General features: G+C 65.5%; 19 protein-coding genes and 1 tRNA gene. 15 read left to right on the top strand and 5 right to left on the bottom strand.

What is annotated here, in order from left to right; genetic code table 11:
* Window positions 1–144 precede the first annotated feature (144 nt).
* From KM031_RS04655 to ribD, 9 genes are all read left to right on the top strand, one after another.
* Window positions 145–414, top strand: coding sequence for a sarcosine oxidase subunit delta (locus KM031_RS04655; RefSeq protein ID WP_215503383.1), 270 nt, complete (start codon window positions 145–147; stop codon window positions 412–414).
* Window positions 411–3,341 carry a sarcosine oxidase subunit alpha family protein gene (locus tag KM031_RS04650; RefSeq protein ID WP_215503382.1) on the top strand — a complete coding sequence of 977 codons (2,931 nt, stop codon included), beginning with the start codon at window positions 411–413 and terminating at the stop codon, window positions 3,339–3,341. Before KM031_RS04655 ends, KM031_RS04650 begins: the two co-directional genes overlap by 4 nt.
* Window positions 3,334–3,873, top strand: coding sequence for a sarcosine oxidase subunit gamma (locus tag KM031_RS04645; protein ID WP_215503381.1), 540 nt, complete (start codon window positions 3,334–3,336; stop codon window positions 3,871–3,873). The genes KM031_RS04650 and KM031_RS04645 overlap by 8 nt, the downstream gene beginning before the upstream one ends.
* Window positions 3,873–5,018 carry an amidohydrolase gene (locus tag KM031_RS04640; protein ID WP_215503380.1) on the top strand — a complete coding sequence of 382 codons (1,146 nt, stop codon included), beginning with the start codon at window positions 3,873–3,875 and terminating at the stop codon, window positions 5,016–5,018. The genes KM031_RS04645 and KM031_RS04640 overlap by 1 nt, the downstream gene beginning before the upstream one ends.
* Before the next feature lie 104 nt (window positions 5,019–5,122).
* Window positions 5,123–7,063: a DNA primase gene (gene dnaG, locus KM031_RS04635; protein ID WP_215503379.1), complete on the top strand. Its 1,941-nt coding sequence runs from the start codon at window positions 5,123–5,125 to the stop codon at window positions 7,061–7,063.
* Window positions 7,064–7,154: 91 nt separating this feature from the next.
* The gene (rpoD, locus tag KM031_RS04630; protein ID WP_215503378.1) at window positions 7,155–9,146 is read left to right on the top strand and encodes an RNA polymerase sigma factor RpoD; all 1,992 of its coding nucleotides are present in this window, start codon (window positions 7,155–7,157) and stop codon (window positions 9,144–9,146) included.
* 203 nt (window positions 9,147–9,349) lie between these two features.
* The gene (locus tag KM031_RS04625) at window positions 9,350–9,730 is read left to right on the top strand and encodes a hypothetical protein (RefSeq protein ID WP_215503377.1); all 381 of its coding nucleotides are present in this window, start codon (window positions 9,350–9,352) and stop codon (window positions 9,728–9,730) included.
* A gap of 175 nt (window positions 9,731–9,905) precedes the next feature.
* The gene (gene nrdR / locus KM031_RS04620) at window positions 9,906–10,376 is read left to right on the top strand and encodes a transcriptional regulator NrdR (RefSeq protein WP_215503376.1); all 471 of its coding nucleotides are present in this window, start codon (window positions 9,906–9,908) and stop codon (window positions 10,374–10,376) included.
* A gap of 14 nt (window positions 10,377–10,390) precedes the next feature.
* Window positions 10,391–11,476 carry a bifunctional diaminohydroxyphosphoribosylaminopyrimidine deaminase/5-amino-6-(5-phosphoribosylamino)uracil reductase RibD gene (ribD, locus tag KM031_RS04615; protein WP_215503937.1) on the top strand — a complete coding sequence of 362 codons (1,086 nt, stop codon included), beginning with the start codon at window positions 10,391–10,393 and terminating at the stop codon, window positions 11,474–11,476.
* A 24-nt stretch (window positions 11,477–11,500) separates the two neighbouring features.
* On the opposite strand, the gene KM031_RS04610 is transcribed toward ribD, so the two are convergent.
* On the bottom strand, window positions 11,501–13,099 hold the full coding sequence (locus KM031_RS04610) for a GMC family oxidoreductase (protein WP_215503375.1): 1,599 nt from the start codon (window positions 13,097–13,099) through the stop codon (window positions 11,501–11,503).
* A 139-nt stretch (window positions 13,100–13,238) separates the two neighbouring features.
* A complete protein-coding gene (locus KM031_RS04605; protein ID WP_215503374.1) occupies window positions 13,239–15,212 on the bottom strand; it encodes an AsmA family protein in 1,974 nt (657 codons plus the stop codon).
* A gap of 162 nt (window positions 15,213–15,374) precedes the next feature.
* Between KM031_RS04605 and rimO the strand changes: the two genes are divergently transcribed.
* Complete coding sequence (rimO, locus tag KM031_RS04600) at window positions 15,375–16,775, top strand: 30S ribosomal protein S12 methylthiotransferase RimO (protein WP_215503936.1); 1,401 nt, start codon at window positions 15,375–15,377, stop codon at window positions 16,773–16,775.
* Window positions 16,776–16,803: 28 nt separating this feature from the next.
* Here rimO and KM031_RS04595 read toward each other — a convergent pair whose 3' ends face one another.
* Window positions 16,804–17,196, bottom strand: coding sequence for a GFA family protein (locus tag KM031_RS04595; protein WP_215503373.1), 393 nt, complete (start codon window positions 17,194–17,196; stop codon window positions 16,804–16,806).
* Window positions 17,197–17,435: 239 nt separating this feature from the next.
* Window positions 17,436–17,511: transfer RNA gene (locus KM031_RS04590), tRNA-Ile, on the bottom strand.
* Window positions 17,512–17,670: 159 nt separating this feature from the next.
* On the opposite strand from KM031_RS04590, the gene purM reads away from it, so the two are divergent.
* Window positions 17,671–18,717 (top strand): phosphoribosylformylglycinamidine cyclo-ligase, encoded by a 1,047-nt coding sequence (purM, locus tag KM031_RS04585; protein ID WP_215503372.1) that lies wholly within the window; start codon window positions 17,671–17,673, stop codon window positions 18,715–18,717.
* On the top strand, window positions 18,714–19,304 hold the full coding sequence (gene purN / locus KM031_RS04580) for a phosphoribosylglycinamide formyltransferase (RefSeq protein WP_215503371.1): 591 nt from the start codon (window positions 18,714–18,716) through the stop codon (window positions 19,302–19,304). Before purM ends, purN begins: the two co-directional genes overlap by 4 nt.
* 6 nt (window positions 19,305–19,310) lie before the next feature.
* Here the strand turns inward: purN and KM031_RS04575 are convergent, their stop codons facing one another.
* Window positions 19,311–19,715, bottom strand: coding sequence for a winged helix-turn-helix transcriptional regulator (locus KM031_RS04575; RefSeq protein ID WP_215503370.1), 405 nt, complete (start codon window positions 19,713–19,715; stop codon window positions 19,311–19,313).
* A gap of 129 nt (window positions 19,716–19,844) precedes the next feature.
* Between KM031_RS04575 and KM031_RS04570 the strand changes: the two genes are divergently transcribed.
* The 3 genes from KM031_RS04570 to KM031_RS04560 all read left to right on the top strand — a co-directional run bounded on the left by KM031_RS04570 (window position 19,845) and on the right by KM031_RS04560 (window position 22,727).
* Window positions 19,845–20,957, top strand: a complete 1,113-nt coding sequence (locus KM031_RS04570; protein ID WP_215503369.1) for an NADH:flavin oxidoreductase — start codon at window positions 19,845–19,847, stop codon at window positions 20,955–20,957.
* A gap of 130 nt (window positions 20,958–21,087) precedes the next feature.
* On the top strand, window positions 21,088–22,248 hold the full coding sequence (rnd, locus tag KM031_RS04565) for a ribonuclease D (RefSeq protein ID WP_215503368.1): 1,161 nt from the start codon (window positions 21,088–21,090) through the stop codon (window positions 22,246–22,248).
* Window positions 22,245–22,727 (top strand): gluconokinase, encoded by a 483-nt coding sequence (locus tag KM031_RS04560; RefSeq protein ID WP_260692104.1) that lies wholly within the window; start codon window positions 22,245–22,247, stop codon window positions 22,725–22,727. The genes rnd and KM031_RS04560 overlap by 4 nt, the downstream gene beginning before the upstream one ends.
* The last annotated feature ends 16 nt before the right edge of the window (window positions 22,728–22,743 follow it).

Raw genomic sequence — 22,743 nt, 5'->3', positions numbered from 1 at the left:
CGCTGCTGCCTCCGGCGGGGATATTTTGACCAAGATGAAATCCAGCCGCCTATTCATCTTGGCAGAAATATCCCGGGGTGAGGCCGCAGGCCGAGGGGCAGCGCCCCTATCTTCCTTTTTTCCTTCCGCAGCGGAGTCCGTTTCATGCGTCTGACCTGCCCCCTTTGTGGCCCGCGTGACCGGCGCGAATTCTATTATTACGGTGCGGATGACTATCTGCGCCGTCCGGATCCGCAAGCACCGCTTCAGGCCTGGGATGAGTATCTGCACAACCGCGACAACCCCGCCGGGGTGACGCGCGATCTGTGGTATCACGAAAGCGGCTGCGCCCAGTGGCTGGCCGTCACCCGCAACACCGTGACCCATGACATTATGAAGGTGGAACTGGTCGCTGCGAAAGGGGGGGGCAAATGAGGATCGAAGGCAAGGGTCTGATCGACCGGACGATCCCGTTGGGCTTTCGGTTTGACGGGCGCGACTATATTGGCCATCCCGGCGATACGCTCGCCTCGGCGCTGTTGGCCAATGGGGTCAAACTGGTCGGGCGCAGTTTCAAGTATCACCGCCCGCGCGGCGTTCTGACGGCGGGCAGCGAAGAGCCCAATGCGCTGGTCGAAGTGCTGGAGGAGCGCCAGCGCACCCCGAATGTGCGCGCCACGGTGCAGGAATTGTATCAGGGGCTGGCGGCGCGCAGTCAGAACCGTTTTCCGTCACTGAATTTCGATCTGCTGGCGGTGAATGATCTGGTCTCGCCGTTCCTGAGTGCGGGCTTTTATTACAAGACCTTCATGTGGCCGCGGGCGTTCTGGGAAGGCCTGTATGAGCCGCTGATCCGCCGCGCGGCCGGTTTGGGCAGCCTGTCGCGGCAGCAGGATGAAGGGGAGTATGAAAAGGCCTTTGCCTTCTGCGATCTTCTGGTGATCGGCGCGGGGCCGACCGGGTTGATGGCGGCGCTGGAGGCGGGCCGCGCCGGGGCCGATGTCATTCTGGCCGATGAGGATGCCCGAATGGGCGGGCGGGCGCTGGCAGAGACTGCGCTGCTGGACGGCCTATCCGGCGCGGACTGGGCGGCGCAGGTTCTGGCCGAACTTGCCAACCTGCCCAATGTCCGGCTGATGCCGCGCACCAGCGTGACCGGCGCCTATGACCATGGCACCTATGGCGCTTTGGAGCGCGCGGGCCTGCATCTGCCCACCCGCCCGCATCTGCCGCGCGAATGTTTCTGGCGCATCGTGGCCAAACGGGCGATTCTGGCGGCAGGGGCGCTGGAGCGTCCGGTGGCGTTTGAAAACAACGACCGGCCCGGCATCATGATGGCCTCGGCGGTGCGCAGCTATCTGAACCGTTATGGGGTGGCGCCCGGCAAGCGTGTCACGGTATTCACCAATAACGAGGATGCCCGCCGCACCGCACGGGATCTGATGGCCGCCGGGGTTCAGGTGGCCGCCATCATCGACGCGCGCCCTCATGCCAGCGCGGTCGAGGATTGCCCGGTCTATACCGGGGCCGTGGTGATCGGCACCCGTGGCCGCAAGGGGCTGACCCATATCACGGTGCGCCATGGCGGTGGCGAGGCGGTGATCGAGACCGATTGCCTTGCCATCTCGGGCGGGTGGAACCCGACGCTGCATCTGACCTGCCACATGAATGGCCGCCCGGTCTGGAACGAGGCGCAGTCGGCTTTTGTCCCCGCCCCCGGCGCGGTTCCGGGGCTGGCCCCGGCCGGATCGGCGGCGGGTCTGATGTCCACTGCCGCCTGCCTTGCCTCGGGGCAGCGGGCGGCGCGCGAGGCGCTGGAGGCGCTGGGCCGCAAGGCCCCCGGTCTGCGCCTGCCGGTGGCCGAAGATGCGCCCTATGCGATCCAGCCGCTGTGGCAGGTGCCGCATGCGAAAAGCCTCTGGGGCCGTGCCTGGCTCGATTTTGCCAATGATGTGACGGTGAAGGACGTGCGGCTCGCCGCGCAGGAAAACTTTGCCAGTGTCGAGCATATGAAACGCTATACCACGCAGGGCATGGCACCGGATCAGGGCAAGAGTTCGAATGTGGCGGCGCTGGCGGTGCTGGCCGATGCCACGGGGCGCAGTATCCCCGGCACCGGCACCACCACCTTCCGCCCGCCCTATACTCCGGTTTCCATCGCGGCGCTGGGGGCAGGCGGCAAGGGCAGCGGCTTTGCCCCGCAGCGGTTCCTGACCTCGCATTCCGCCACGGTCGAACGCGGCGCGCCGATGATCGAAGCGGGGCTGTGGTATCGCCCCAGCTATTTCCCGCGCCCCGGCGAGACGACATGGCGGGAGGCCTGCGACCGGGAGGTGCGCATGGTGCGTAGTTCAGTGGGCGTGGCGGATGTCTCTACCCTTGGCAAGATCGACATTCAGGGCGCGGATGCGGCGCGCTTTCTGGATCTGGTCTATTGCAACACCTTCAGCACCCTGCCGGTGGGGCGGGTGCGTTATGGGCTGATGCTGCGCGAGGATGGCATGGTGCTGGATGATGGCACCACCGCCCGGCTGGGCGAGACGCATTTCCTGATGACCACCACCACTGCGGCTGCCGGTCTGGTCATGCGGCATCTGGATTTCGTGCATCAGGCCTTCTGTGCCGATTGGGATCTGCGCTTCATCTCGGTCACCGAAACCTGGGCGCAATTTGCCATTGCCGGGCCGAAGGCGCGGGCGCTGCTGAACACCATCCTCGATCCCGACCCCGATCTGCCCTTCATGGGCTGCGCCAAGGTGACGGTGCAGGGCGTGCAGGGGCGGCTGTTCCGCATCTCCTTCTCGGGTGAGGAAGGGTATGAGATCGCGGTGCCCGCCCGCTATGGCGAGGCCCTGTTCCGCGATTTGCTGGCGCGGGCCGAAACCATCGGCGGCGGCCCCTACGGGATGGAGGCGCTGAATGTGCTGCGCATCGAAAAGGGTTTCATCACCCATGCCGAGATTCATGGCCGCGTGACCGCCTATGACATCGGCATGGAAAAGATGGTCAGCGGCAAGAAAGACTGTATCGGCAAGGCCGCCGCTGCCCGTTCCGGCCTGATCGGCCCCGCGCGGGAGCAGCTGGTCGGGTTGAAGCCCCATTCGGATGCGGCGCTTACGGCGGGGGCGCATCTGTTCACGCCCGGCGATGCGGTCGAACGGGCGCAGGATCAGGGTTATATCACCTCGGTCTGCTATTCGCCCACGCTCGGCGCCTGGCTGGGCCTGAGCTTTCTGAAAAACGGCCGGTCGCGGCTGGGCGAGGCGATCCGCGTGGTGGATCATCTGCGCGGCATCGACGTGCTCTGCGAAGTCTGTGATCCGGTGTTCCATGACAAGGAAGGGGTGAAACTGCGTGCCTAAGCTCATTGCCAAAACCCCGCTGGCCGGTCTTTGGCCGATCACCCATGGCGCGCTGTCACTGTCGGAGGTGGTGCTGGACAGCGTGCTGTCGCTTGCGCCGTTCCGGGGGCAGGACAAGGCGGTGGCCAAGGCGCTGAAGCCCCTTGGCCTGGCCTTTCCCGCGCCCAATACCTTTGCCGACAAGGGCCATCTGCGCATCGTCTGGACGGGCCGCGATCAGGCCTTCCTGATCAATGCCGTGCTGGAAACGCCCGCCGCCGCCCTGACTGATCAGTCGGATGGCTGGGCCTGCCTGCGGCTGGAAGGGGCGGGGGCGGACGCGGCCCTGATGCGGCTCTACCCGCTCGATCTGCGCGAAAGCGCCTTCCCGCCGGGAAGGGCGGCGCGGGCTCCGCTCAACCATATGGCCTCGATCCTGATGCGGACCGAGACGGCCTTCGAGATCATGGTGTTCCGCTCGATGGCGCAGAGCGCCTGGCACGAGATTGCCGGGCCGATGCAGCGCCTCGCTGCCAGAACGGCGATCGCCTGATGCTGGCCGCGTCCGATCTGGCAGAACTGATTGCCTTCCGCCACGCGCTGCACCGCCAACCCGAAGTGTCGGGGCACGAGGCGCAAACCGCCCGCGCCGTGCTGGCCTTTACCGCCGACAGCCAGCCGGATGACCGCCTCACCGACCTCGGCGGGCACGGCGTGGCGCTGGTCTATCGCGGGACCACGCCCGGCCCCACGGTGTTGATCCGCTCGGAACTGGACGCGCTGCCGATTGCCGAACTGTCCGACGTGCCGCACCGATCACAGATCCCCGGCACCGGGCATCTCTGCGGCCATGATGGCCACAGCACCATTCTGGCCGGGCTGGCCCGCCTTTTGGGTCGCCAGCGTCCGGCCTCGGGCCGCGTGGTGCTGCTGTTCCAACCCGCCGAAGAGGATGGCTCGGGGGCGGCGGCGGTGCTGGCCGATCCCCGCTTTGCACAGATCACGCCGGATTACGCCTTCGCCCTGCACAATCTGCCGGGCCTGCCCCTTGGCCATGTCGTGCTGGAGCAAGGTCCGGCCAATTGCGCCAGTGTCGGGCTGAAACTGGCGCTGACCGGCAAAACCTCGCATGCGGCAGAGCCGCACAAGGGCATCAGCCCGGCACAGGCGCTGGCGCAGCTGATCCCCGGCCTGATGGCTCTGGGGCAGGGCGGGGCGCTGACCCCGGAGTTCCGGATGGTGACGCTGACCCATGCGCAGATGGGCGCGCCCGCCTTCGGCATCAGCCCCGGCCATGCCGAAATCTGGGCCACCCTGCGCACGCTGACCGATGCGGGCATGGCGGCCCTGCGCGCCGAGGCGCTCACCCTGGCACAGCAGATCGCCACCGCGCAGGGCCTGACCCTCGATCACAGCTGGCACGATGATTTCGCCGCCTGCACCAACGATCCTGTCGCGACAGGCCTGTTCCGTGCGGCGCTGATGGCCGAAGACATCCCGCTGATCGCAGGTGACATGCCGTTGCGCGCCTCCGAGGATTTCGGGCGTTTCGGTGCCGCGGCCCATGCCGCCATGGCCTATTTCGGCGCGGGCGAACACACCCCCGCCCTGCACAATCCCGATTATGATTTCCCCGATGCGCTCATTGCGCCGGGCATCCGCGCCTTCCACCGTCTGATCCATACCCTGCTCGGCTGATTTCATCTTGGCCCAAATATCCTGGGGGTCTGGGGGCAAGCCCCCAGTCCTGCCGCCCTGCGCAGACACTGGACTCTGCCGCCCCCAGGGCCGATATAAGACAAATGTCGCTCCCGCCCGGATTCCTCGATGAACTGCGCAACCGCGTCTCGCTGTCTGGCGTCGTGGGCCGCAAGGTCACGTGGGATATGCGCAAGTCCAATCAGGGCAAGGGTGATTTCTGGGCACCATGCCCCTTCCATCAGGAAAAGTCCGCCTCGTTCCATGTGGATGATCGCAAAGGGTTTTATTACTGTTTTGGCTGCCATGCTAAAGGCGATGCCGTCACCTTCGTGAAGGAATCCGAAAACGTCGGTTTCATGGAGGCGGTGGAGATTCTGGCGCGCGAAGCCGGGATGCCGATGCCCGCCCGCGATCCGCAGGCGGCACAGAAGGCCGACCGTCGCAGCCAGTTGGCCGACGTGATGGAGGAGGCCGTGAGGTTTTTCCGGCTCAACCTGCAAACCGGCCATGCGGCCCCGGCGCGCGACTATCTGGCGCGGCGCAAACTATCGCCCGAGGCGCAGGCCCGCTGGGAAATCGGCTGGGCCCCGGACAGCCGCGTGGCGCTGCTGACGGCGCTCAAGGCCAAGGGCGTGCCGCCGGATCTGATGGTGGCCACCGGGCTGATCGCCAAGGGCGACGATGGCAGTCTATATGACCGGTTCCGCGCCCGCATCATCTTTCCGATACGCGATGGCCGTGGGCGCGCGATCAGCCTTGGTGGCCGCTCGCTCGATCCCAATGCGCGGGCGAAATATCTGAACGGGCCGGAAACTGAGCTGTTTGACAAGGGCCGCAACCTGTTCAACCACGCCCCCGCGCGCGAGGCGGCGGGCAAGGGCAAGCCTCTGGTGGTGGCCGAAGGTTATATGGATGTGATCGCACTGTCCGAGGCGGGGTTCACCGCCACGGTGGCCCCTTTGGGCACGGCAGTGACCGAGGATCAGCTGCGCCTGATGTGGCGCATCGCGCCCGAGCCGATCATCGCGCTGGATGGCGATACGGCGGGTATCCGTGCGGCGCTGCGGGTCATCGACCTCGCGCTGCCGCTGCTGGAGGCGGGGCAGGGGCTGCGCTTTGCGGTGCTGCCGCAGGGGCTCGACCCGGATGACCTGATCAAGGCGCAGGGCGCGCCTGCGATGCAGCGGGTGCTGGACGAGGCGCAGCCCATGGTCAACCTGCTGTGGCGGCGCGAAACCGAAGGCAAGGTGTTTGACAGCCCCGAACGCAAGGCGGCGTTGGACAAGGTGCTGCGCGCCGCGCTGAAGCGGATCGCAGACCCGTCGATCCGCGCTCATTACGGCGAGGACATCAAGCGCCTGCGCTGGGAGCTGTTCGGCCAGCAGGGCCGCCGCCCGCCGCAATCGCGCGCCTCCGGCCCCTTCGTGCGCGGCCAGAAGGCGGCCCCCGAAGGCCCGACCGGCAGCGCGCGCGCTTCCATTCTGGCCGGGGCGGATGCGGGCAGCACCGAACAGCTGCGCCTGTCGGTGGTGATGGCGACGCTGGCGCTGCACCCGCGCCTGATCGACCGGTTCGAGGCGCAGTTGGAACGGCTGCACCTGACCGATGATCTGCATGTCACGCTGCGGCAGGTGATCCTGACCCATGCCCATGATCCCGATCCCGAGACCTGCGGCCAAAGGTTGGCGCAGGCTGCCGGGCCCGCCCTTGAAACCCTGCTGCTGCAATCCCATGTCCAGATCGCCCCACCGATCCGCAATCGTGACGATGACGAGCTGGCGCTGATGTGCCTCGCCGAAGAATTCGCCAAACTGGAAGCGCGGCGCGGGCATGAACAGGAAATCGCCGAGGCGATGGAGGATGTGGAAGGTCTGGCCGACGAAGGCCTGACATGGCGCGTTTCGCAGGCGGTTGCCGCCCAGCAACGCGCCGAAAAATCGAATATGGAGGATAGCAGCGATATGGGAGAGGACCGTGCTGCGCTTTCAAAACACCTGCAATCGCTGATCGATGGCCAAATATGGGTCAAGCGGAAGGGCTGAGGCACAGGCAACGCACGCTGCCCCCTTCCCCCTCCCGTGATTCGCGCTATTGATTCGTAAACCGCCCGACTGATTCGGCCCAGGAGTACCCATGGTTAAAGACACCGACGACGGCAAAACCGAGGATCAGGAGGCCGAGGTCTCGCTCGACATGAGCCAGGCTGCCGTGAAACGCATGATCGCGGACGCCCGCGAACGTGGTTACATCACCTATGATCAGCTGAACGCGGTGCTGCCGCCGGAACAGGTGTCCTCGGAACAGATCGAGGATGTCATGGCCATGCTGTCCGAGATGGGCATCAATGTGGTCGATGGTGAAGAGGCCGAAGAGGGCGAAAGCGCGGGCGAGCTGGTCGAAGTGTCGACCTCGCGCGAGCTGGCTGTTTCGGGCGGCACGTCCGAAACGCTGGACCGCACCGATGATCCGGTGCGGATGTATCTGCGCGAGATGGGCTCTGTCGAACTGCTGAGCCGCGAGGGCGAGATTGCCATCGCCAAGCGGATCGAGGCCGGGCGCAATACGATGATCGCGGGCCTGTGCGAAAGCCCGCTGACCTTTCAGGCCATCACCATCTGGCGCGACGAACTTCTGAACGAAGACATCCTGCTGCGTGACGTGATCGACCTCGAGGCGACCTTCGGGCGGTCGCTGGATGGCGATGACGAACTGGGCGGGCTGGAAGAGGTGGATGTGACCGCAGCGGCCAGCGCCGCGCCGCGCCGCACGGCCTCGTCCGAGCCGGAGCTGGATGCCGATGGCAATCCGATCAGCCGCGTCGACGATGACGAAGAGGATGACGAGGCGACCAATATGTCGCTGGCCGCGATGGAAAGCGCCCTGCGCCCGAAAGTGCTGGAAACGCTGGAAGTCATCGCCCGCGATTACGAGACCCTTGCCGAAATGCAGGATCGCCGGATGCACGCCACGATGAACAGCGGCGGTCGCCGCTTCACATCGGATGACGAGGCGATCTATCAGAAGCTGCGCTCGGAAATCGTGCTGCTGGTGAACGAACTGCATCTGCACAACAACCGGATCGAAGCGCTGATCGACCAGCTTTATGGCATCAACCGCAAGATCATGTCGATCAACTCGGCCATGGTGAAACTGGCCGATGCCGCGCGGATCAACCGCCGCGAATTCATCGACGAATATCAGGGCTACGAGCTCGATCCCGGCTGGGCCGACCGCATGGCGGCCAAGGCGGGCCGGGGCTGGCAAGCGCTGATGGAGAAAAGCCGCGACAAGGTGGACGAGCTGCGCGCCGATATGGCGCAGGTCGGCCAATATGTCGGCGTCGACATTTCCGAATTCCGCCGCATCGTCAATCAGGTGCAGAAAGGCGAAAAAGAGGCACGTCAGGCCAAGAAGGAAATGGTCGAGGCCAACCTGCGTCTGGTGATCTCGATTGCCAAGAAATACACCAACCGCGGTCTGCAATTCCTGGATCTTATTCAGGAAGGCAACATCGGGTTGATGAAGGCCGTCGACAAGTTCGAATACCGTCGCGGCTACAAGTTCTCGACCTATGCGACCTGGTGGATCCGTCAGGCAATCACCCGCTCCATCGCCGATCAGGCCCGCACCATCCGTATTCCGGTGCATATGATCGAGACGATCAACAAGCTGGTGCGCACCGGCCGTCAGATGCTGCATGAAATCGGCCGCGAGCCGACGCCGGAAGAACTGGCCGAAAAGCTGCAGATGCCGCTGGAGAAGGTTCGCAAGGTGATGAAAATCGCCAAGGAGCCGATCAGCCTTGAAACCCCGATCGGGGACGAGGAAGACAGCCAGCTGGGCGATTTCATCGAGGACAAGAACGCGATCCTGCCGCTGGATTCCGCCATTCAGGAAAACCTGAAGGAAACCACGACCCGCGTGCTGGCCAGCCTGACCCCGCGCGAGGAACGCGTTCTGCGGATGCGCTTCGGCATCGGCATGAACACCGATCACACGCTGGAGGAGGTAGGCCAGCAGTTCAGCGTGACCCGCGAACGTATCCGCCAGATCGAGGCAAAGGCTTTGCGCAAGCTGAAGCACCCGAGCCGCAGCCGCAAACTGCGCAGTTTCTTGGATCAGTGATGACAAGGCGCCCCGCGGGGCGCCTTTTTTCTGGGCTCCGATGGGCGGCCATTGTTGGGGTTCAGCCTCAAGGCGCTGTTTTCACGGAAAATTTTTCCGAACGAAAGCGTTGGTGCCGCCGCAAATCTCAAAAAGGTGACGTGAATACCGGGGGTGTATCGTGCATCATGGCCAGGCTGTGTTCACCCGCTGTCGGAGGCCCCATGCGTATCCTCATCCTGTTGGCTGCGATGATCGCCGCCGTGCCCGCCCTTGCCCTTCCAATGCTGCATCAGATGCAGGTGACCTCTGAGGACGGTGGTGATTTCACCGTGCAGTATCACGCGCAGGCGCGGCTGACCGATTACTGGTGCGCGGCGGGTCTCTATGCGCGGCGTGACCTCGGGCTGTCGGACCGGGCGCGCATCTACCGGCAGTCACCGCCGCCGCGCGGGGCGGGGCAGGGGATCCGCTTCACGCTCGACGCCGCCCGCAGTGCGGGCACGACCGGGATCACCACCTTTGGCGGGCGGCAGGACGGCTCGATGTCGGTGGCGGTGGCGGTCAACTCGTTCTGCTATGATCTGGATCTGCCGCGCTTCTGATGCGCCCCTCCCCTGTCCCCCCTGAGTCCCCCACGCCACACTTTTTGCCCCTAGATGCAGTAGGTGGCAATTGGCGCTATGCAAAACTTGCGGCCTTGCGCTAGGGTCTGTGGATAACTGGGAGCCAAAACCCAGACCAGAGGCAGGACCAACAAGAAACAAAGGGGGACGGCCAATGCGCTGCCCATTCTGCGGTAATATCGACACGCAAGTGAAAGACAGCCGCCCGGCCGAGGATCACGTCTCGATCCGCCGTCGCCGCTTTTGCCCGGCCTGCGGCGGGCGCTTCACCACCTATGAACGGGTTCAGCTGCGCGATCTGATCGTGATCAAATCCTCGGGCAAGCGCGAGGATTTTGACCGCGACAAGCTGGAACGCTCCATCCGCATTGCCATGCAGAAACGCCCGATCGACCCCGAACGGATCGACCAGATGATCTCGGGCATCGTGCGGCGGCTGGAATCCTTGGGCGAGACGGATATTCCCTCGCGCTCCATCGGTGAGATCGTGATGGAAAGCCTGGCCCGGATCGACACGGTCGCCTATGTGCGGTTTGCCAGCGTTTACAAGAACTTCCAGGCAGCGGACGACTTCGATAAATTCGTGTCGGAACTGCGCCCGATGACTGGCAGCCCGGACGAGTGAGCGATCTTGCCCATATGCGAACGGCCCTTGCGCTGGCGGCGCGGGGGCTGGGGAATACATGGCCCAACCCGGCAGTGGGTTGTGTCATCGTCACACGCGGCTCCGATGCGGGCCGCATAGTGGGGCGCGGCTGGACCCAACCGGGTGGCCGCCCCCACGCCGAACGCCGGGCGCTGGATCAGGCAGGCGCGGTGGCGCGCGGTGCGACCGCCTATGTCACGCTGGAACCCTGTGCCCATCACGGCCACACCCCCCCCTGCGCCGAAGGGCTGATTGCGGCGGGGGTTGCGCGCGTTGTCTCGGCGCTGACCGATCCCGATCCGCGTGTGGGCGGGCGCGGCCATGCCATGCTGCGCGCGGCCGGGATCGAGGTGGTCGAACAGGTGATGGCCGCCGAGGCGCGGGCGTTGAATGCAGGCTTTCTGAAGCGGGTCGAGCAGGGCCTGCCCTTTGTCACGCTGAAGCTGGCCAGCACACTCGATGGCCGCATCGCCACGCACAGCGGCGAAAGCCGCTGGATCACCGGGCCTGCGGCGCGCCGGGCGGTGCATGCGATGCGTCTGGCCCATGATGCGGTTCTGGTCGGGTCGGGCACCGCCCGCGCCGATGACCCCGATCTGACGGTGCGCGACATGGGCGCTGTGCGCCAGCCCGTCCGCATCGTGATCGACAGCCGCCTCAGCCATGCGCTGGACAGCCGCCTTGGCCGCACGGCGGGGCAACATCCGGTCTGGCTGGTGCATACCGATGCGGCCCCGCTTGCGGCGCGCCAGGGCTGGTCTGCAACCGGGGCGCGGCTGATCGCGGTGCCGTCGGATGGCGGGCATGTCGATCTGCGGGCGGCGATGCAGGCACTGGCCGCCGAGGGCCTGACCCGCATCTTCTGCGAAGGCGGGGCCGATCTGGCGGCGGGTCTGATCCGCGCCGGGCTGGTGGATGAGCTCGCGCAATTCAGCGCAGGTGCGCTGATCGGGGCCGAAGGCCGCGCGGCGCTTGGCCCGCTCGGCTGTGCCGCATTGGCGGATGCGCCGCGCCTGACACTTCTGTCGGCCACGCCGGTGGGGGCCGATGTGCTGACGCGCTGGTCCTTCCCCGGCTGAGCAGGCCGGGGCTGCGCGTCCGCCTCAGCCCAGCATCGCCCGCGCGCAGCGTTCCCCGATCATCATGGCCGGCGCATTGGTATTGCCCGCAATCAGCGTCGGCATCACCGAGGCATCTGCCACCCGCAGCCCCGCCACCCCCTGCACCCGCAACCTTGCCGGATCCACCACCGCCTGCGCATCCACCCCCATCTTGCAGGTGCCAACGGGGTGATAGACGGTTAGCGCCTCGGCCCGCAGATAGGCGAGGATGTCTTCATCGCTTTGCACGGCGGCGCCCGGCAACATCTCCTTGCCCCGGATCTCGGCAAAGGCGGGGGCTGCAAAGATGCGGCGCGCGAGCTTGATGCCTTCAACCAGCACCCGCGCATCCTGCATGTCGCTGAAAAACCGATGGTCAATCTCCAGCGTCAGCGCATCTCCCTGCCGTGCCAGCCGAACCTCGCCCACCGATCTGGGGCGCAGCACGCAGGTATGGATCGCATAGCCATGGCCATATTCGACCAGCCGTCCGCGATGGCTGCGATAGCCGGGCACGAAGTGGAACTGCACATCGGGTTCTGCATCGGCCAGTGGGGTGCGGGCAAAGCCGCCTGCCTCGACATAGTTGGTGGTCAGCATGCCCTTGCGCTGGCCCAGATAGCGGAAGGGGGCGGCCAGCATCGCGGGAAGATTGCCGACCGACAGGCCCAGAGTCTCGCGGCTGGACGAGCGCACGGTGATCATGCCGTCGATATGGTCGCGCAGGTTCTGGCCGACGCCCGGCAGATCGTGCTGCACCTCCAGCCCGGCGGCGCGCAGGGCGGCCCCCGCCCCGATGCCCGAGGCGAGCAGGATCTGCGGCGAGCCGATGGCCCCGGCAGACAGCACCACCTCGCCCCGGCAGGCAATGCGCCGCAGCCCGGCGCTGTCGCGCAGCCAGACGCCCACCGCCCGGGCCGCCGCCAGATCCAGCCGCATCACCTCGGCCCCGGTCAGCACCTGCAGATTGGGGCGCGACCGCACCGGATCCAGAAAGGCGCGGGCGGCGGAAAAGCGGGTGGCGCGGTCCTGCGTCACGCAATAGATGCCAAGACCTTCTTGTGACGGGCCGTTGAAATCGAGGGATTCCGTCAGCCCGATCTCTTGCCCGGCCCGGACGAAGCGCCGCGAGGTGGGCGAGGGGTCTTGCGGGCGTTCCACAGTCAGCGCGCCGTCAAAGCCATGGAAGGCGGCATCCTGCCCGGCGCGATTGCGCTCCAGCGCCTTGAACACCGGCAGCACATCCGCCCAGGCCCAGCCTGCGCAGCCCAGCTCGGCCCATTCGTCATAATCGCGCGCAGCCCCCCGGATATAGACCATGGAATTGAGCAGCGACGACCCACCCAGCCCCTTGCCGCGGTTCACCGGAATCCGCCGCCCGTTGAGTTCGGGTTGCGGCACCCCGGTAAAGCCCCAGTCATAAGTCGGGTGGCCATAAAGCGCCAATATGCCCGCAGGCACGCGCACCTTGGCAGAGCGCGCAGGCCCGCCCGCCTCGACCAGGCAGACGCGGTGGCGCGGATCGGCGGACAGGCGGTTTGCCAGCACCGATCCGGCAGAGCCTGCGCCAATGATGATATAATCAAAGACATCGCTTGTCATTTGCGCCCCCGGTGCTGATCTGTCCGGGGCGACCGGATCACGCAAGCGTCGGCACCGAAACAACAAATGCCCAAGGCCCGGCTTCGGAAAAGCCGAAGCCGGGCCTTGGTGCGCAGGTTTTCAAGGGCTGAGGCGGCGGTCAGTCATTGCCCAGCAGCCTGCCCAGGGCGCGGGCGGCCTCATCCTCCAGCGCCTGTTTCGCGCGACGTTTGGCGGCCCCTTCCAGATTTTCGCCCTCCAGCGCCTCGACCCCCAGCTTTTCGCGGGCCAGCTCTTCCAGCCGGGCCTTGGCGGCGGCTTCGGCACGGGCCTTTTCTTCGGTCAGTCGCTGCCGGGCCAGCCATTCCAGATCCAGCCGGATCTTGGGGTCGGCCCAGGCGCCCGAAATCAGGATCGGGATTTCCACGCCGCCCGTGCCATCGGATTTGGGCAGCAGGCGCGGCATCAGCCGGTAATCCAGCTTCTGCCCGCCGAGATCGACCTTGCCTGCCCCGGTGGCGGCAAACAGCGGGGCGCTGATCGCCAGATCCTCGCTGACCGCCACGCCGTCGGTGATCATCACGCCAATCGACATGGTATCGAAGATGGTCTTGGCCCCTTCGCCGACATAACCGGGGTCCAGCGTGCGCAGCATGCCCGCCACATCCAGACCGCGCAATTCGCCCTTGCCGACGTGCATCTGCGCTTCGCCCGACAGGCCGCGCAGGATGGCATCCAGCGAATTGCCGACGCCCAGAAACTTCACCCGCAGATCGCCGCTGGCCAGCAAACGGTCAAATCCCGCAACATCGGCCAGCAGGGGCTGCATCGACAGGCCCGCAAAGCTCAGATCCCCGCCGACCGACAGGCCCTTGCGGCCATTCACGACAAATTCGCCGTTGATCTTGCCGCCATAGCCTGCGGCATCCAGCAGGGTGATCACCGCGCGGGCGCGGTCCAGCACGACGGTGGCGCGGGTCTGGCCCAGCTTGGCTGATCCCAGATCAATGCTCTGCGCGGCAAGGGTCAGATCGGCGTCAAAGGCACCAAGCGCCGAGACGTCGATCTCCTCCTTGGGCCAGCCGCTGCCTTCGGCGGCCTTGGGCGCGCTGTCTTCGGAGGTGCGGGGCAGGGCCACCGCGCCCATCGCCAGATCACCGCGCAGCAGCGGGCGGTCCTTGCCCGGCAGCCAGTCAAGTCGCCCGGTGATCTGCCCGCCATCGGCCTGTACCGCAAGATCGCGCAGCCGCACCGCGCCCTTGGCATCCAGCTGCAACCCCGCCTCCAGCGCCAGAGACTCGCGTCCGAAGCCCTGCGGCAGATCGGGCAGCGGCTGGCCCGCCACGGCGGCAAGCGCGGCTTTGTCGGACAGATCGGCGCTCAGCCGGCCTTCGACCTGCACCGGATCGAACCCGGCGGTGCCGACAAGGCTGAGCCGCGAGCGGCCCGTCACCAGACCCAGATCCAGCCCCGTGGTCTTGCCGTCAAGAAAAGCGCCCAGCGCTGCCACCGTTGCAGACAGGGCAACGCGCTGGCCATTTATCTGCGCCGACCCCTGTAGCGAGACCGGGCCGGTATAATCGGGGATGGCACTTTCCAGCGCCACATCCTCCAGCGTGATCGCCTGACCCGCCGCCCGGTCGACATAACGCAGCCGCCCGTCGCGGATGCGGCCATGGTCCAGCGTGAAGGTGTCATAGCCCGGTGCGGCTTGCGCAGGCGCGCTGCCTTCTGCCGCAGCTTTCGCCGTGGGCGACAAGTCCCAGTTCACCCGGCCATCCTTGTGCCGCTCCAGCAGCAGATCGGGGCCGACCACTTCGATCCCGGTGATTTTTACCACGCCGCTCAGCAGTGCCGCCAGATCCAGCCCGATATCCAGCCGTTCGGCGCGCAGCATGTCAGGCTCTGTGCCCCAATCGGCATTGGCCAGCCGGACCGGGCCGGTTTTCACGCCGAGAACCGGCCAGATCGAAGGCCGGACCGAGCCTTCAATGGTCAGCTTTCGCCCGGTGGCGCTGGCAAAGCGGTCTGCCGCCATCTGTGCCACCCGGTCTTTCGGCATCAGCACCACCATCAGGCCAAGCAGAAAGATCAGCACCAGAACCGATCCGATCAACCGCACAAGCCACCGCATTGCCTACTCCCTTACCGTTCTGCCCGAATCGTAGCCCCCTTGCCCAAAGGCAACAATCCCTGCCGCAGGGCATCGGCGGGGCCTCGCCAAGGCGTGATCTGCCGCCAATTGGCCCGCATTGGCACTGTGGCCCCCCTTTGCGGCAGCCGCGCCTGCCGCTATATGGGGCGGATGTCGCAAAATCCGCCCAGCCTCCGCCCCGATCTTGCCCGCGCCCTCGTTCCTGACGAGCGCCGCCTTGGCCAACCGACCATCGGCATGGTCAGCCTTGGCTGCCCCAAGGCGCTGGTCGACAGCGAACGCATCCTCACGCGCCTGCGCGCCGAAGGTTATGCGATCAGCCCCGATTACAAGGGCGCCGATGCGGTGATCGTGAACACCTGCGGTTTTCTGGACAGTGCCAAGGCTGAAAGTCTGGATGCGATCGGCGAGGCGTTGCGCGAAAATGGCAAGGTGCTGGTGACTGGCTGCCTTGGTGCAGACCCCGAATATATCACCGGCGCGCATCCCAAGGTAATGGCCGTCACCGGCCCGCATCAATACGAGGCGGTTCTGGATGCGGTGCACAAGGCGGTGCCGCCGTCGCCCGATCCGTTCATCGACCTGCTGCCCGCCAGCGGGGTCAAGCTGACGCCGCGCCATTACAGCTATCTGAAGATTTCCGAGGGCTGCAATCACAAGTGCAAGTTCTGCATCATCCCTGACATGCGGGGCCGTCTGGTCAGCCGTCCGGCCCATGCCGTGCTGCGCGAGGCGGAAAAGCTGGTGGATGCGGGTGTGCGCGAATTGCTGGTGATCAGTCAGGATACCTCGGCGTATGGGGTGGACCGCAAGCATGATCTCAGCCCGTGGAAGGGCGGCGAAGTGCGGGCGCATATCACCGATCTGGCGCGCGAGCTGGGGCGTTTGGGCGCGGGCGATGACCTCTGGGTGCGGCTGCATTACGTCTATCCTTACCCGCATGTGCGGGACCTGATCCCGCTGATGGCCGAAGGGCTGGTGCTGCCTTACCTCGACATCCCGTTCCAGCACGCGCATCCCGATGTGCTGCGCCGCATGGCGCGGCCCGCGGCGGCCGCCAAAACGCTTGACGAGATCGCCGCCTGGCGCGCCGCCTGCCCCGAGATCACCCTGCGCTCCACCTTCATCGTGGGCTATCCGGGCGAGACCGAGGCCGAATTCCAGACCCTGCTGGATTGGCTGGATGAGGCGCAACTGGATCGTGTCGGCTGCTTCCAATATGAAAACGTCGCGGGTGCGCGCAGCAATGACCTGCCCGACCATGTGCCAGCCGAGGTGAAGCAGGACCGTTGGGACCGTTTCATGGAAAAGGCGCAGGCCATTTCCGAAGCCAAGCTTGCCGCCAAGGTGGGGCAGGTGATGCAGGTGCTGGTGGATGAGGTCGACGCCGAAGGCGCCACCTGCCGCACCAAGGCCGATGCGCCGGAAATCGACGGCAATCTGTTCATCGACGAAGGCTTTGAGGCGCTCGCGCCCGGCGATCTGGTGACGGTCGAGGTGGAAGAAGCCGGGGAATATGATCTGTGGGGGCGGCTGGTCTGATCCACGCTCGACTGCCGCGCCCGGGGGGCTAGTCTTCGCGCCGACCGCTACCGTCGCGGTCCTGCACATAGTGATGCGCCAGCGGGAAGGGCGGCAACCAGCCCTCGCGGCGGCGCGTCCACAGCTCATAGGTCGGGCGCAGTTGATCGGGCGCATCCAGCGCGCCGAGGTTCACTTCGATTTCATCGGCACTGCGCGAAAACACCGACGAGCCGCAGCGCGGGCAGAAAAAGCGCCCGGCATAGGCGCGGGGCTCGCCCGAAATCGTGACCGCCTCTTGCGGGAAGATGGCCGAGGCATGGAACAAGGCCCCATGATGCTTGCGGCAATCCAGACAGTGACACAGGCCAACCCGATAGGGAGGGCCTGAGGCCAAAAAGCGGATATCGCCACACAGGCATCCGCCATTGAACCGCTCCATGCCGCACCTCGCGTTCTGACCCTTTGGCGCATGGTGTCAGGCGGCTGCTGGTGCGGCAAGCGGCAAAGACGTTTCAGGTCGCGCTCCGTGGTCAACCAAAGGCTGCGTGGAATCGCATTTGTTTCAAGGTCGGCGGCATCTGTCAGGCAGGTGTGTGGGGCTGTTCGAATATGGCCAATACCTGCCAAGCGTCGGCGCATCTTCGATAAGTATTTGTATTATAATGATAAAATTATATTTGGTAGGCCCGGAGGGACTCGAACCCCCAACCAAGGCGTTATGAGCGCCCTGCTCTGACCATTGAGCTACAGGCCCAGACCTACGCGCCACAGGCTTACGGTGCGCGCGCGGGCGGGTCAAGCGATGGGCGGGGCTTGGGCGGCCGATGCAGGCGGCGCGTTGCGCCTGTGGCGTGAATCGTCTATGCGGGCGCAAAATCCTGCTGATGAATTGCTGCTTTCTGGGGGCCTCGCCATGACCACGCCGAAGAATGGACTGACTTATGCCGATGCAGGCGTGGATATTGATGCGGGAAATGCGCTGGTGGAGCGGATCAAGCCCGCGGCCAAACGCACGACGCGCAGCGGCACGATGTCCGGTCTGGGCGGTTTTGGCGCGCTGTTTGATCTGAAGGCGGCGGGTTACAGCGACCCGGTTCTGGTGGCGGCCACCGATGGCGTCGGCACCAAGCTGCGCATCGCGATTGATACCGGCAATGTTGATACGATCGGCATCGACCTTGTGGCGATGTGTGTCAACGATCTGGTCTGCCAAGGGGCGGAGCCGCTGTTTTTCCTCGATTATTTTGCGACGGGCAAGCTTGATGTGGCCGAGGCCGCGCGCATCGTCGAAGGCATTGCCGAAGGCTGCGTGCAATCGGGCTGTGCGCTGATCGGCGGCGAGACCGCCGAAATGCCGGGCATGTATCACAAGGGCGATTTCGATCTGGCGGGCTTTGCCGTCGGCGCGATGGAACGGGGGGCAGAGCTTCCGGCAGGCGTGCAGGAGGGCGATGTTCTTCTGGGCCTCGCCTCGAACGGCGTTCACTCCAACGGCTACAGCTTCGTGCGCAAGGTGGTGGAGCTTTCGGGGCTGGACTGGGCCGCAGATTCGCCCTTCTCGGACGGCACGCTGGGGGCGGCGCTGCTGGCCCCGACGCGGCTGTATGTCAAACAGGCGCTGGCGGCGGTGCGGGCGGGCGGCGTTCATGCGCTGGCGCATATCACCGGCGGCGGGCTGACGGAAAACCCGCCGCGTGTGCTGCCCGAGGGGCTGGCCTGCGCGATTGATCTTTCGGCCTGGGATCTGCCGCCGGTGTTCCGCTGGCTGGCGGAAACCGCAGGCATGAGCGAGCCGGAACTGCTCAAGACCTTCAACTGCGGCATCGGCATGATGGTCGTGGTGGCGGCAGACCGTGCCGATGCGATTGCCGCACTGCTGGAGGCCGAGGGCGAAACCGTGTGCCGTCTGGGCCGGGTGGTGGCAGGCGAAGGCGTGATCTATTCGGGCAAGCTGCTGTGAAACGCGTCGCCATCCTGATTTCGGGGGGTGGCTCCAATATGCTGGCGCTGGTCAATTCGATGACCGGCGATCATCCGGCACGGCCTGTTCTGGTCGCCTCGAACGACCCCGAAGCCTCGGGGTTGCGCCGGGCCGAGGCCATGGGCATTGCCACGGCGGCGGTGGATCACCGCCGCTTCGGCAAGGACCGCGCCGGGTTCGAGGCCGAGCTGCTGCGCCATATCCTTGCTGCCAGGCCGGATATCCTGTGCCTTGCAGGGTTCATGCGGGTGCTGACCGCCGGTTTCGTCGCGCAGTTCGAGGGGCGGATGCTGAACATCCACCCGTCGTTGCTGCCGAAATACCCGGGGCTGCACACGCATCAGCGGGCCCTTGATGCGGGCGATACGCAGGCGGGCTGCACCGTGCATGAGGTGACGGCGGTGCTGGATGACGGCCCGCTGCTGGGGCAGGCGCAGGTGCCGGTGCTGCCGGGCGATACCGCAGACAGCTTGGCCGCACGCGTGCTGGTGCAGGAGCATCGGCTCTATCCTGCGGTCTTGCGTCGCTACGCTGCGGGCGATCGGACGCCGATCCTGCTGCCCTGACCCGCCTCAATCGGCCGCTGCATCAAATTTCGCGCGGGCCTGTTCGACCTGCGGCATGAACTCCTTGGTCCAGCGATAAAGCGCGCGGAACGGCGGCAGCAGCGTCTGGCCCAGCGGGCTGAGCTCATATTCCACCGCAACCGGCGAGGCCACGATCACCCGGCGCAGGATCAGCCCGTTCCGCTCCAGCCGCCGCAGCGTCTGGGTCAGCGATTTCTGCGACACCCCCTCCAGCAAGCGCTTGATGGCATTGAAGCGACGCGGGCCGCCATCCAGCACGGTCAGGATCATCATCGACCATTTGTCGGCGATCTGGTCGAACAGCACGCGTGACGGACAATCCGCCGAAAAATGCCCCATCGCGCAGGCGAATTGCGACGCGGGGGCAGGTGGCAAGCCAATGTCATTCATCTTGGATCTCTGCTTGGATCTCAGGGCTGCGGCAGGTTCCCTTCAGGTAACCTAGTGAAATTCAGGTGCCTCATTGACACCAAGTATCCAGAATATACCTATTGCCCCAGATTGCATAGGAGAGAAATCATGACGCAAGCAACCGATGCCCTGTTTCGGCCCTTCCATCTGAAGGGTCTCGATCTGGCCAACCGGATCGTGATGGCCCCGATGACGCGGGGCATGGCCGACGAGGGCGTGCCGGGCCGCAAACAGGCCGCGTATTATCGCCGCCGGGCGGAAGGTGGCGTCGGGCTGATCCTGTCGGAAGGCACGGTGATCGACCGTCCGGCAGCGCGCAACCTGCCGGGCATCCCGTTCTTTCATGGCAAGGATGCGCTGGCCGGCTGGAAAGAGGTGATTGACGGCGTTCATGCGGCAGGCGGCAAGATGGGCCCGCAGATCTGGCACACCGGATCGACCCGCGCGAGCGAGTGGGAACCCGTCGCCCCGGTGGAAAGCCCCTCGGGTCTGGTGGGGCCGGACGAGCCGCGCGGCAAGGCAATGAGCGAAGAGGATATTGCCGATGCGATTGCCGCCTTTGCCTCGGCGGCGCTGGATGCGAAAAAGCTGGGCTTTGACGTTGTGGAACTGCACGGTGCGCATGGCTATCTGATCGACCAGTTCTTCTGGGGTGGCACCAATCTGCGCGATGACCGGTTCGGCGGCGCCACGATCCGCGACCGTTCGCGCTTTGCCGCCGAAGTGGTCAAGGCAACCCGCGCCGCGCTCGGGCCGGATTTCCCGCTCATCCTGCGGGTCAGCCAGTGGAAACAGCAGGATTACAGCGCCCGTCTGGCCGAGACGCCCGCCGAAATGACCGATTGGTTGCTGCCGCTGGTCGAAGCCGGGGTGGATATCCTGCATTGCTCGCAGCGCCGCTTCTGGGAGCCGGAATTTGCCGAGCTGGATGGCGCACAGGGCCTGAACTTTGCAGGCTGGGCCAAGAAGCTGACCGGGGCGGCCACCATCAGCGTCGGCTCCGTCGGGCTGTCGGGCGATTTCTTCGGTGCCTTTGGCGGCAAAAGCTCTGACGTGACGCCGCTGGATCAACTGGTGCAACGCATGGAACGCGACGAGTTCGACCTGATCGCGGTGGGCCGCGCCCTGATCTCGGATCCGGCCTGGGTGTCGCATATCCGCGACGCACAGCCGGGCGTGCTCAAGGGCTTTGATGCGAAAGATCTTGCGGAACTGGTGTAAAATCAGCCTGAAATGGCCGGATGGGGGCCTTGCACCCGTCCGGCCAGTGCAAAAAGGGTTTCCTTCGTGATCCCTGCCGCCTATAGCGGAAAAAGCGGGATGCCCCCGCGCACCTGACCGAAAGACGCCGATGCGCACCATCACCACCACCGAAGACCTCGCCGCATTTTGCGAGGCTGCGAAATCCGAAGCCTATGTCACCATCGACACGGAATTCCTGCGCGAGCGGACCTATTGGTCAAAGCTCTGCCTGATCCAGATGGCGCTGCCCGGCAAGACCGGCGAAGCGGTGCTGGTGGATCCGATCGACGGCGCCGAGATGAGCCTTGAGCCGCTTTATGATCTGTTCCGGCACGAGGCCACGGTGAAGGTGTTTCACGCCGCCCGGCAGGATCTGGAGATCTTCTTTGTCGAGGGCAACTGCTTCCCGGTGCCGCTGTTCGACACCCAGGTTGCGGCCATGGTCTGCGGGTATGGCGAGCAGGTGGGCTATGAGACGCTGGTGAAGAAGATCGCCCGCGAAAGCCTCGACAAGACCTCGCGTTTCACCGACTGGTCACGCCGCCCGCTGTCGGAGGCGCAGAAGGAATATGCGCTGGCGGATGTGACCCATCTGCGCGTGGTTTATGAAAGCCTGGCGAAACAGATCGAGAAATCGGGCCGCGACCGCTGGGTCGCCGAGGAACTGTCGATCCTGACCGATCCCGAAACCTACACGATCCGCCCGGCCGAGGCCTGGGAACGGGTCAAGACCCGCACCACCTCCGGGCGGTTTCTGGCCCTGGTCAAGGCTTTGGCGCAGTTCCGCGAGGATTACGCGCAAAAGAACAATGTGCCGCGCAGCCGGGTGATGAAGGATGACGCCTTGCTGGAGCTGGCCTCGACCCGGCCCACCAATCATGACGAGCTGGGCCGGTCGCGGCTGCTGCTGCGTGAGGGGCGGCGCGGCGATATTGCCGACGGGATTCTGGCGGCGGTGAAGGCCGGGCTGGAGATGAAGCCGGAAGACATGCCCAAACCCGATCTGTCGCGCGAACAATTGCAGGTGAATCCGGCACTGGCCGATCTGCTGCGGGTGCTGCTCAAGGCGAAATCCGAAAGTCTGGGTGTGGCCGCCAAACTGATCGCCTCGGCATCGGAGCTGGATGCGATTGCGGCGGGCGAACGTGATCTGCCGTCCTTGAAGGGCTGGCGGGCCGAAGCCTTCGGGGAAGATGCGTTGCGCCTGTGCCGGGGCGAGATTGCCCTGTCGGCCAAGGGCAACGAAGTGCGGGTGGTGCGGATCGGGTGAGCGATCTTCGGATTGTCGTGATGGGCGTCTCTGGCTGCGGCAAAAGCACCGTGGCTGCGGCGCTTGCAAGCGCCATCGACGCGCGGTTCTGCGATGCCGATGATCTGCATCCAGCAGAAAACATCGCCAAAATGGCGCGGGGTGAGGCGCTGACTGATGCCGACCGGGGGCCGTGGCTGCAGTCTTGCGGCGCGGCACTGCGGGCAGAGCCGAAGGTTGTGCTGGCCTGTTCCGCGCTGCGCCGGGCCTACCGAGATCAGTTGCGCGCGGTGGTGCCCGATTTGCGCTTTGTGCATCTGGCGGCCCCACAGGCGGTGCTTGCAGCGCGTCTGGTGCAGCGGCAGGGGCATTTCATGCCGCAGAGCCTGCTGGCAAGCCAATATGCGGTGCTGGAAGTGCCGACAGCGGATGAGGCGCTGGAGCTGGATGCGATGGCGCCGCTGGATCAGCTGCTGGACGCGGTTCTGCGCCACCTGTGATCTTGCCCTGGCGGAC

Source organism: Gemmobacter fulvus (genome assembly GCF_018798885.1).
GTDB lineage: Bacteria > Pseudomonadota > Alphaproteobacteria > Rhodobacterales > Rhodobacteraceae > Gemmobacter > Gemmobacter fulvus.
The sequence above is the reverse complement of the archived record's forward strand: the minus strand, read 5'-3'. Positions and strand labels throughout refer to the sequence as shown.

Coding starts and splice junctions, on each gene's coding strand:
- KM031_RS04655 (WP_215503383.1), top strand. CDS start 145: ATGCGTCTGACCTGCCCCCTTTGTGGCCCGCGTGACCGGCGCGAATTC.
- KM031_RS04650 (WP_215503382.1), top strand. CDS start 411: ATGAGGATCGAAGGCAAGGGTCTGATCGACCGGACGATCCCGTTGGGC.
- KM031_RS04640 (WP_215503380.1), top strand. CDS start 3,873: ATGCTGGCCGCGTCCGATCTGGCAGAACTGATTGCCTTCCGCCACGCG.
- dnaG (WP_215503379.1), top strand. CDS start 5,123: ATGTCGCTCCCGCCCGGATTCCTCGATGAACTGCGCAACCGCGTCTCG.
- rpoD (WP_215503378.1), top strand. CDS start 7,155: ATGGTTAAAGACACCGACGACGGCAAAACCGAGGATCAGGAGGCCGAG.
- KM031_RS04625 (WP_215503377.1), top strand. CDS start 9,350: ATGCGTATCCTCATCCTGTTGGCTGCGATGATCGCCGCCGTGCCCGCC.
- nrdR (WP_215503376.1), top strand. CDS start 9,906: ATGCGCTGCCCATTCTGCGGTAATATCGACACGCAAGTGAAAGACAGC.
- ribD (WP_215503937.1), top strand. CDS start 10,391: ATGCGAACGGCCCTTGCGCTGGCGGCGCGGGGGCTGGGGAATACATGG.
- KM031_RS04610 (WP_215503375.1), bottom strand. CDS start 13,099: ATGACAAGCGATGTCTTTGATTATATCATCATTGGCGCAGGCTCTGCC.
- KM031_RS04605 (WP_215503374.1), bottom strand. CDS start 15,212: ATGCGGTGGCTTGTGCGGTTGATCGGATCGGTTCTGGTGCTGATCTTT.
- rimO (WP_215503936.1), top strand. CDS start 15,375: ATGGGGCGGATGTCGCAAAATCCGCCCAGCCTCCGCCCCGATCTTGCC.
- KM031_RS04595 (WP_215503373.1), bottom strand. CDS start 17,196: ATGGAGCGGTTCAATGGCGGATGCCTGTGTGGCGATATCCGCTTTTTG.
- purM (WP_215503372.1), top strand. CDS start 17,671: ATGACCACGCCGAAGAATGGACTGACTTATGCCGATGCAGGCGTGGAT.
- KM031_RS04575 (WP_215503370.1), bottom strand. CDS start 19,715: ATGAATGACATTGGCTTGCCACCTGCCCCCGCGTCGCAATTCGCCTGC.
- KM031_RS04570 (WP_215503369.1), top strand. CDS start 19,845: ATGACGCAAGCAACCGATGCCCTGTTTCGGCCCTTCCATCTGAAGGGT.
- rnd (WP_215503368.1), top strand. CDS start 21,088: ATGCGCACCATCACCACCACCGAAGACCTCGCCGCATTTTGCGAGGCT.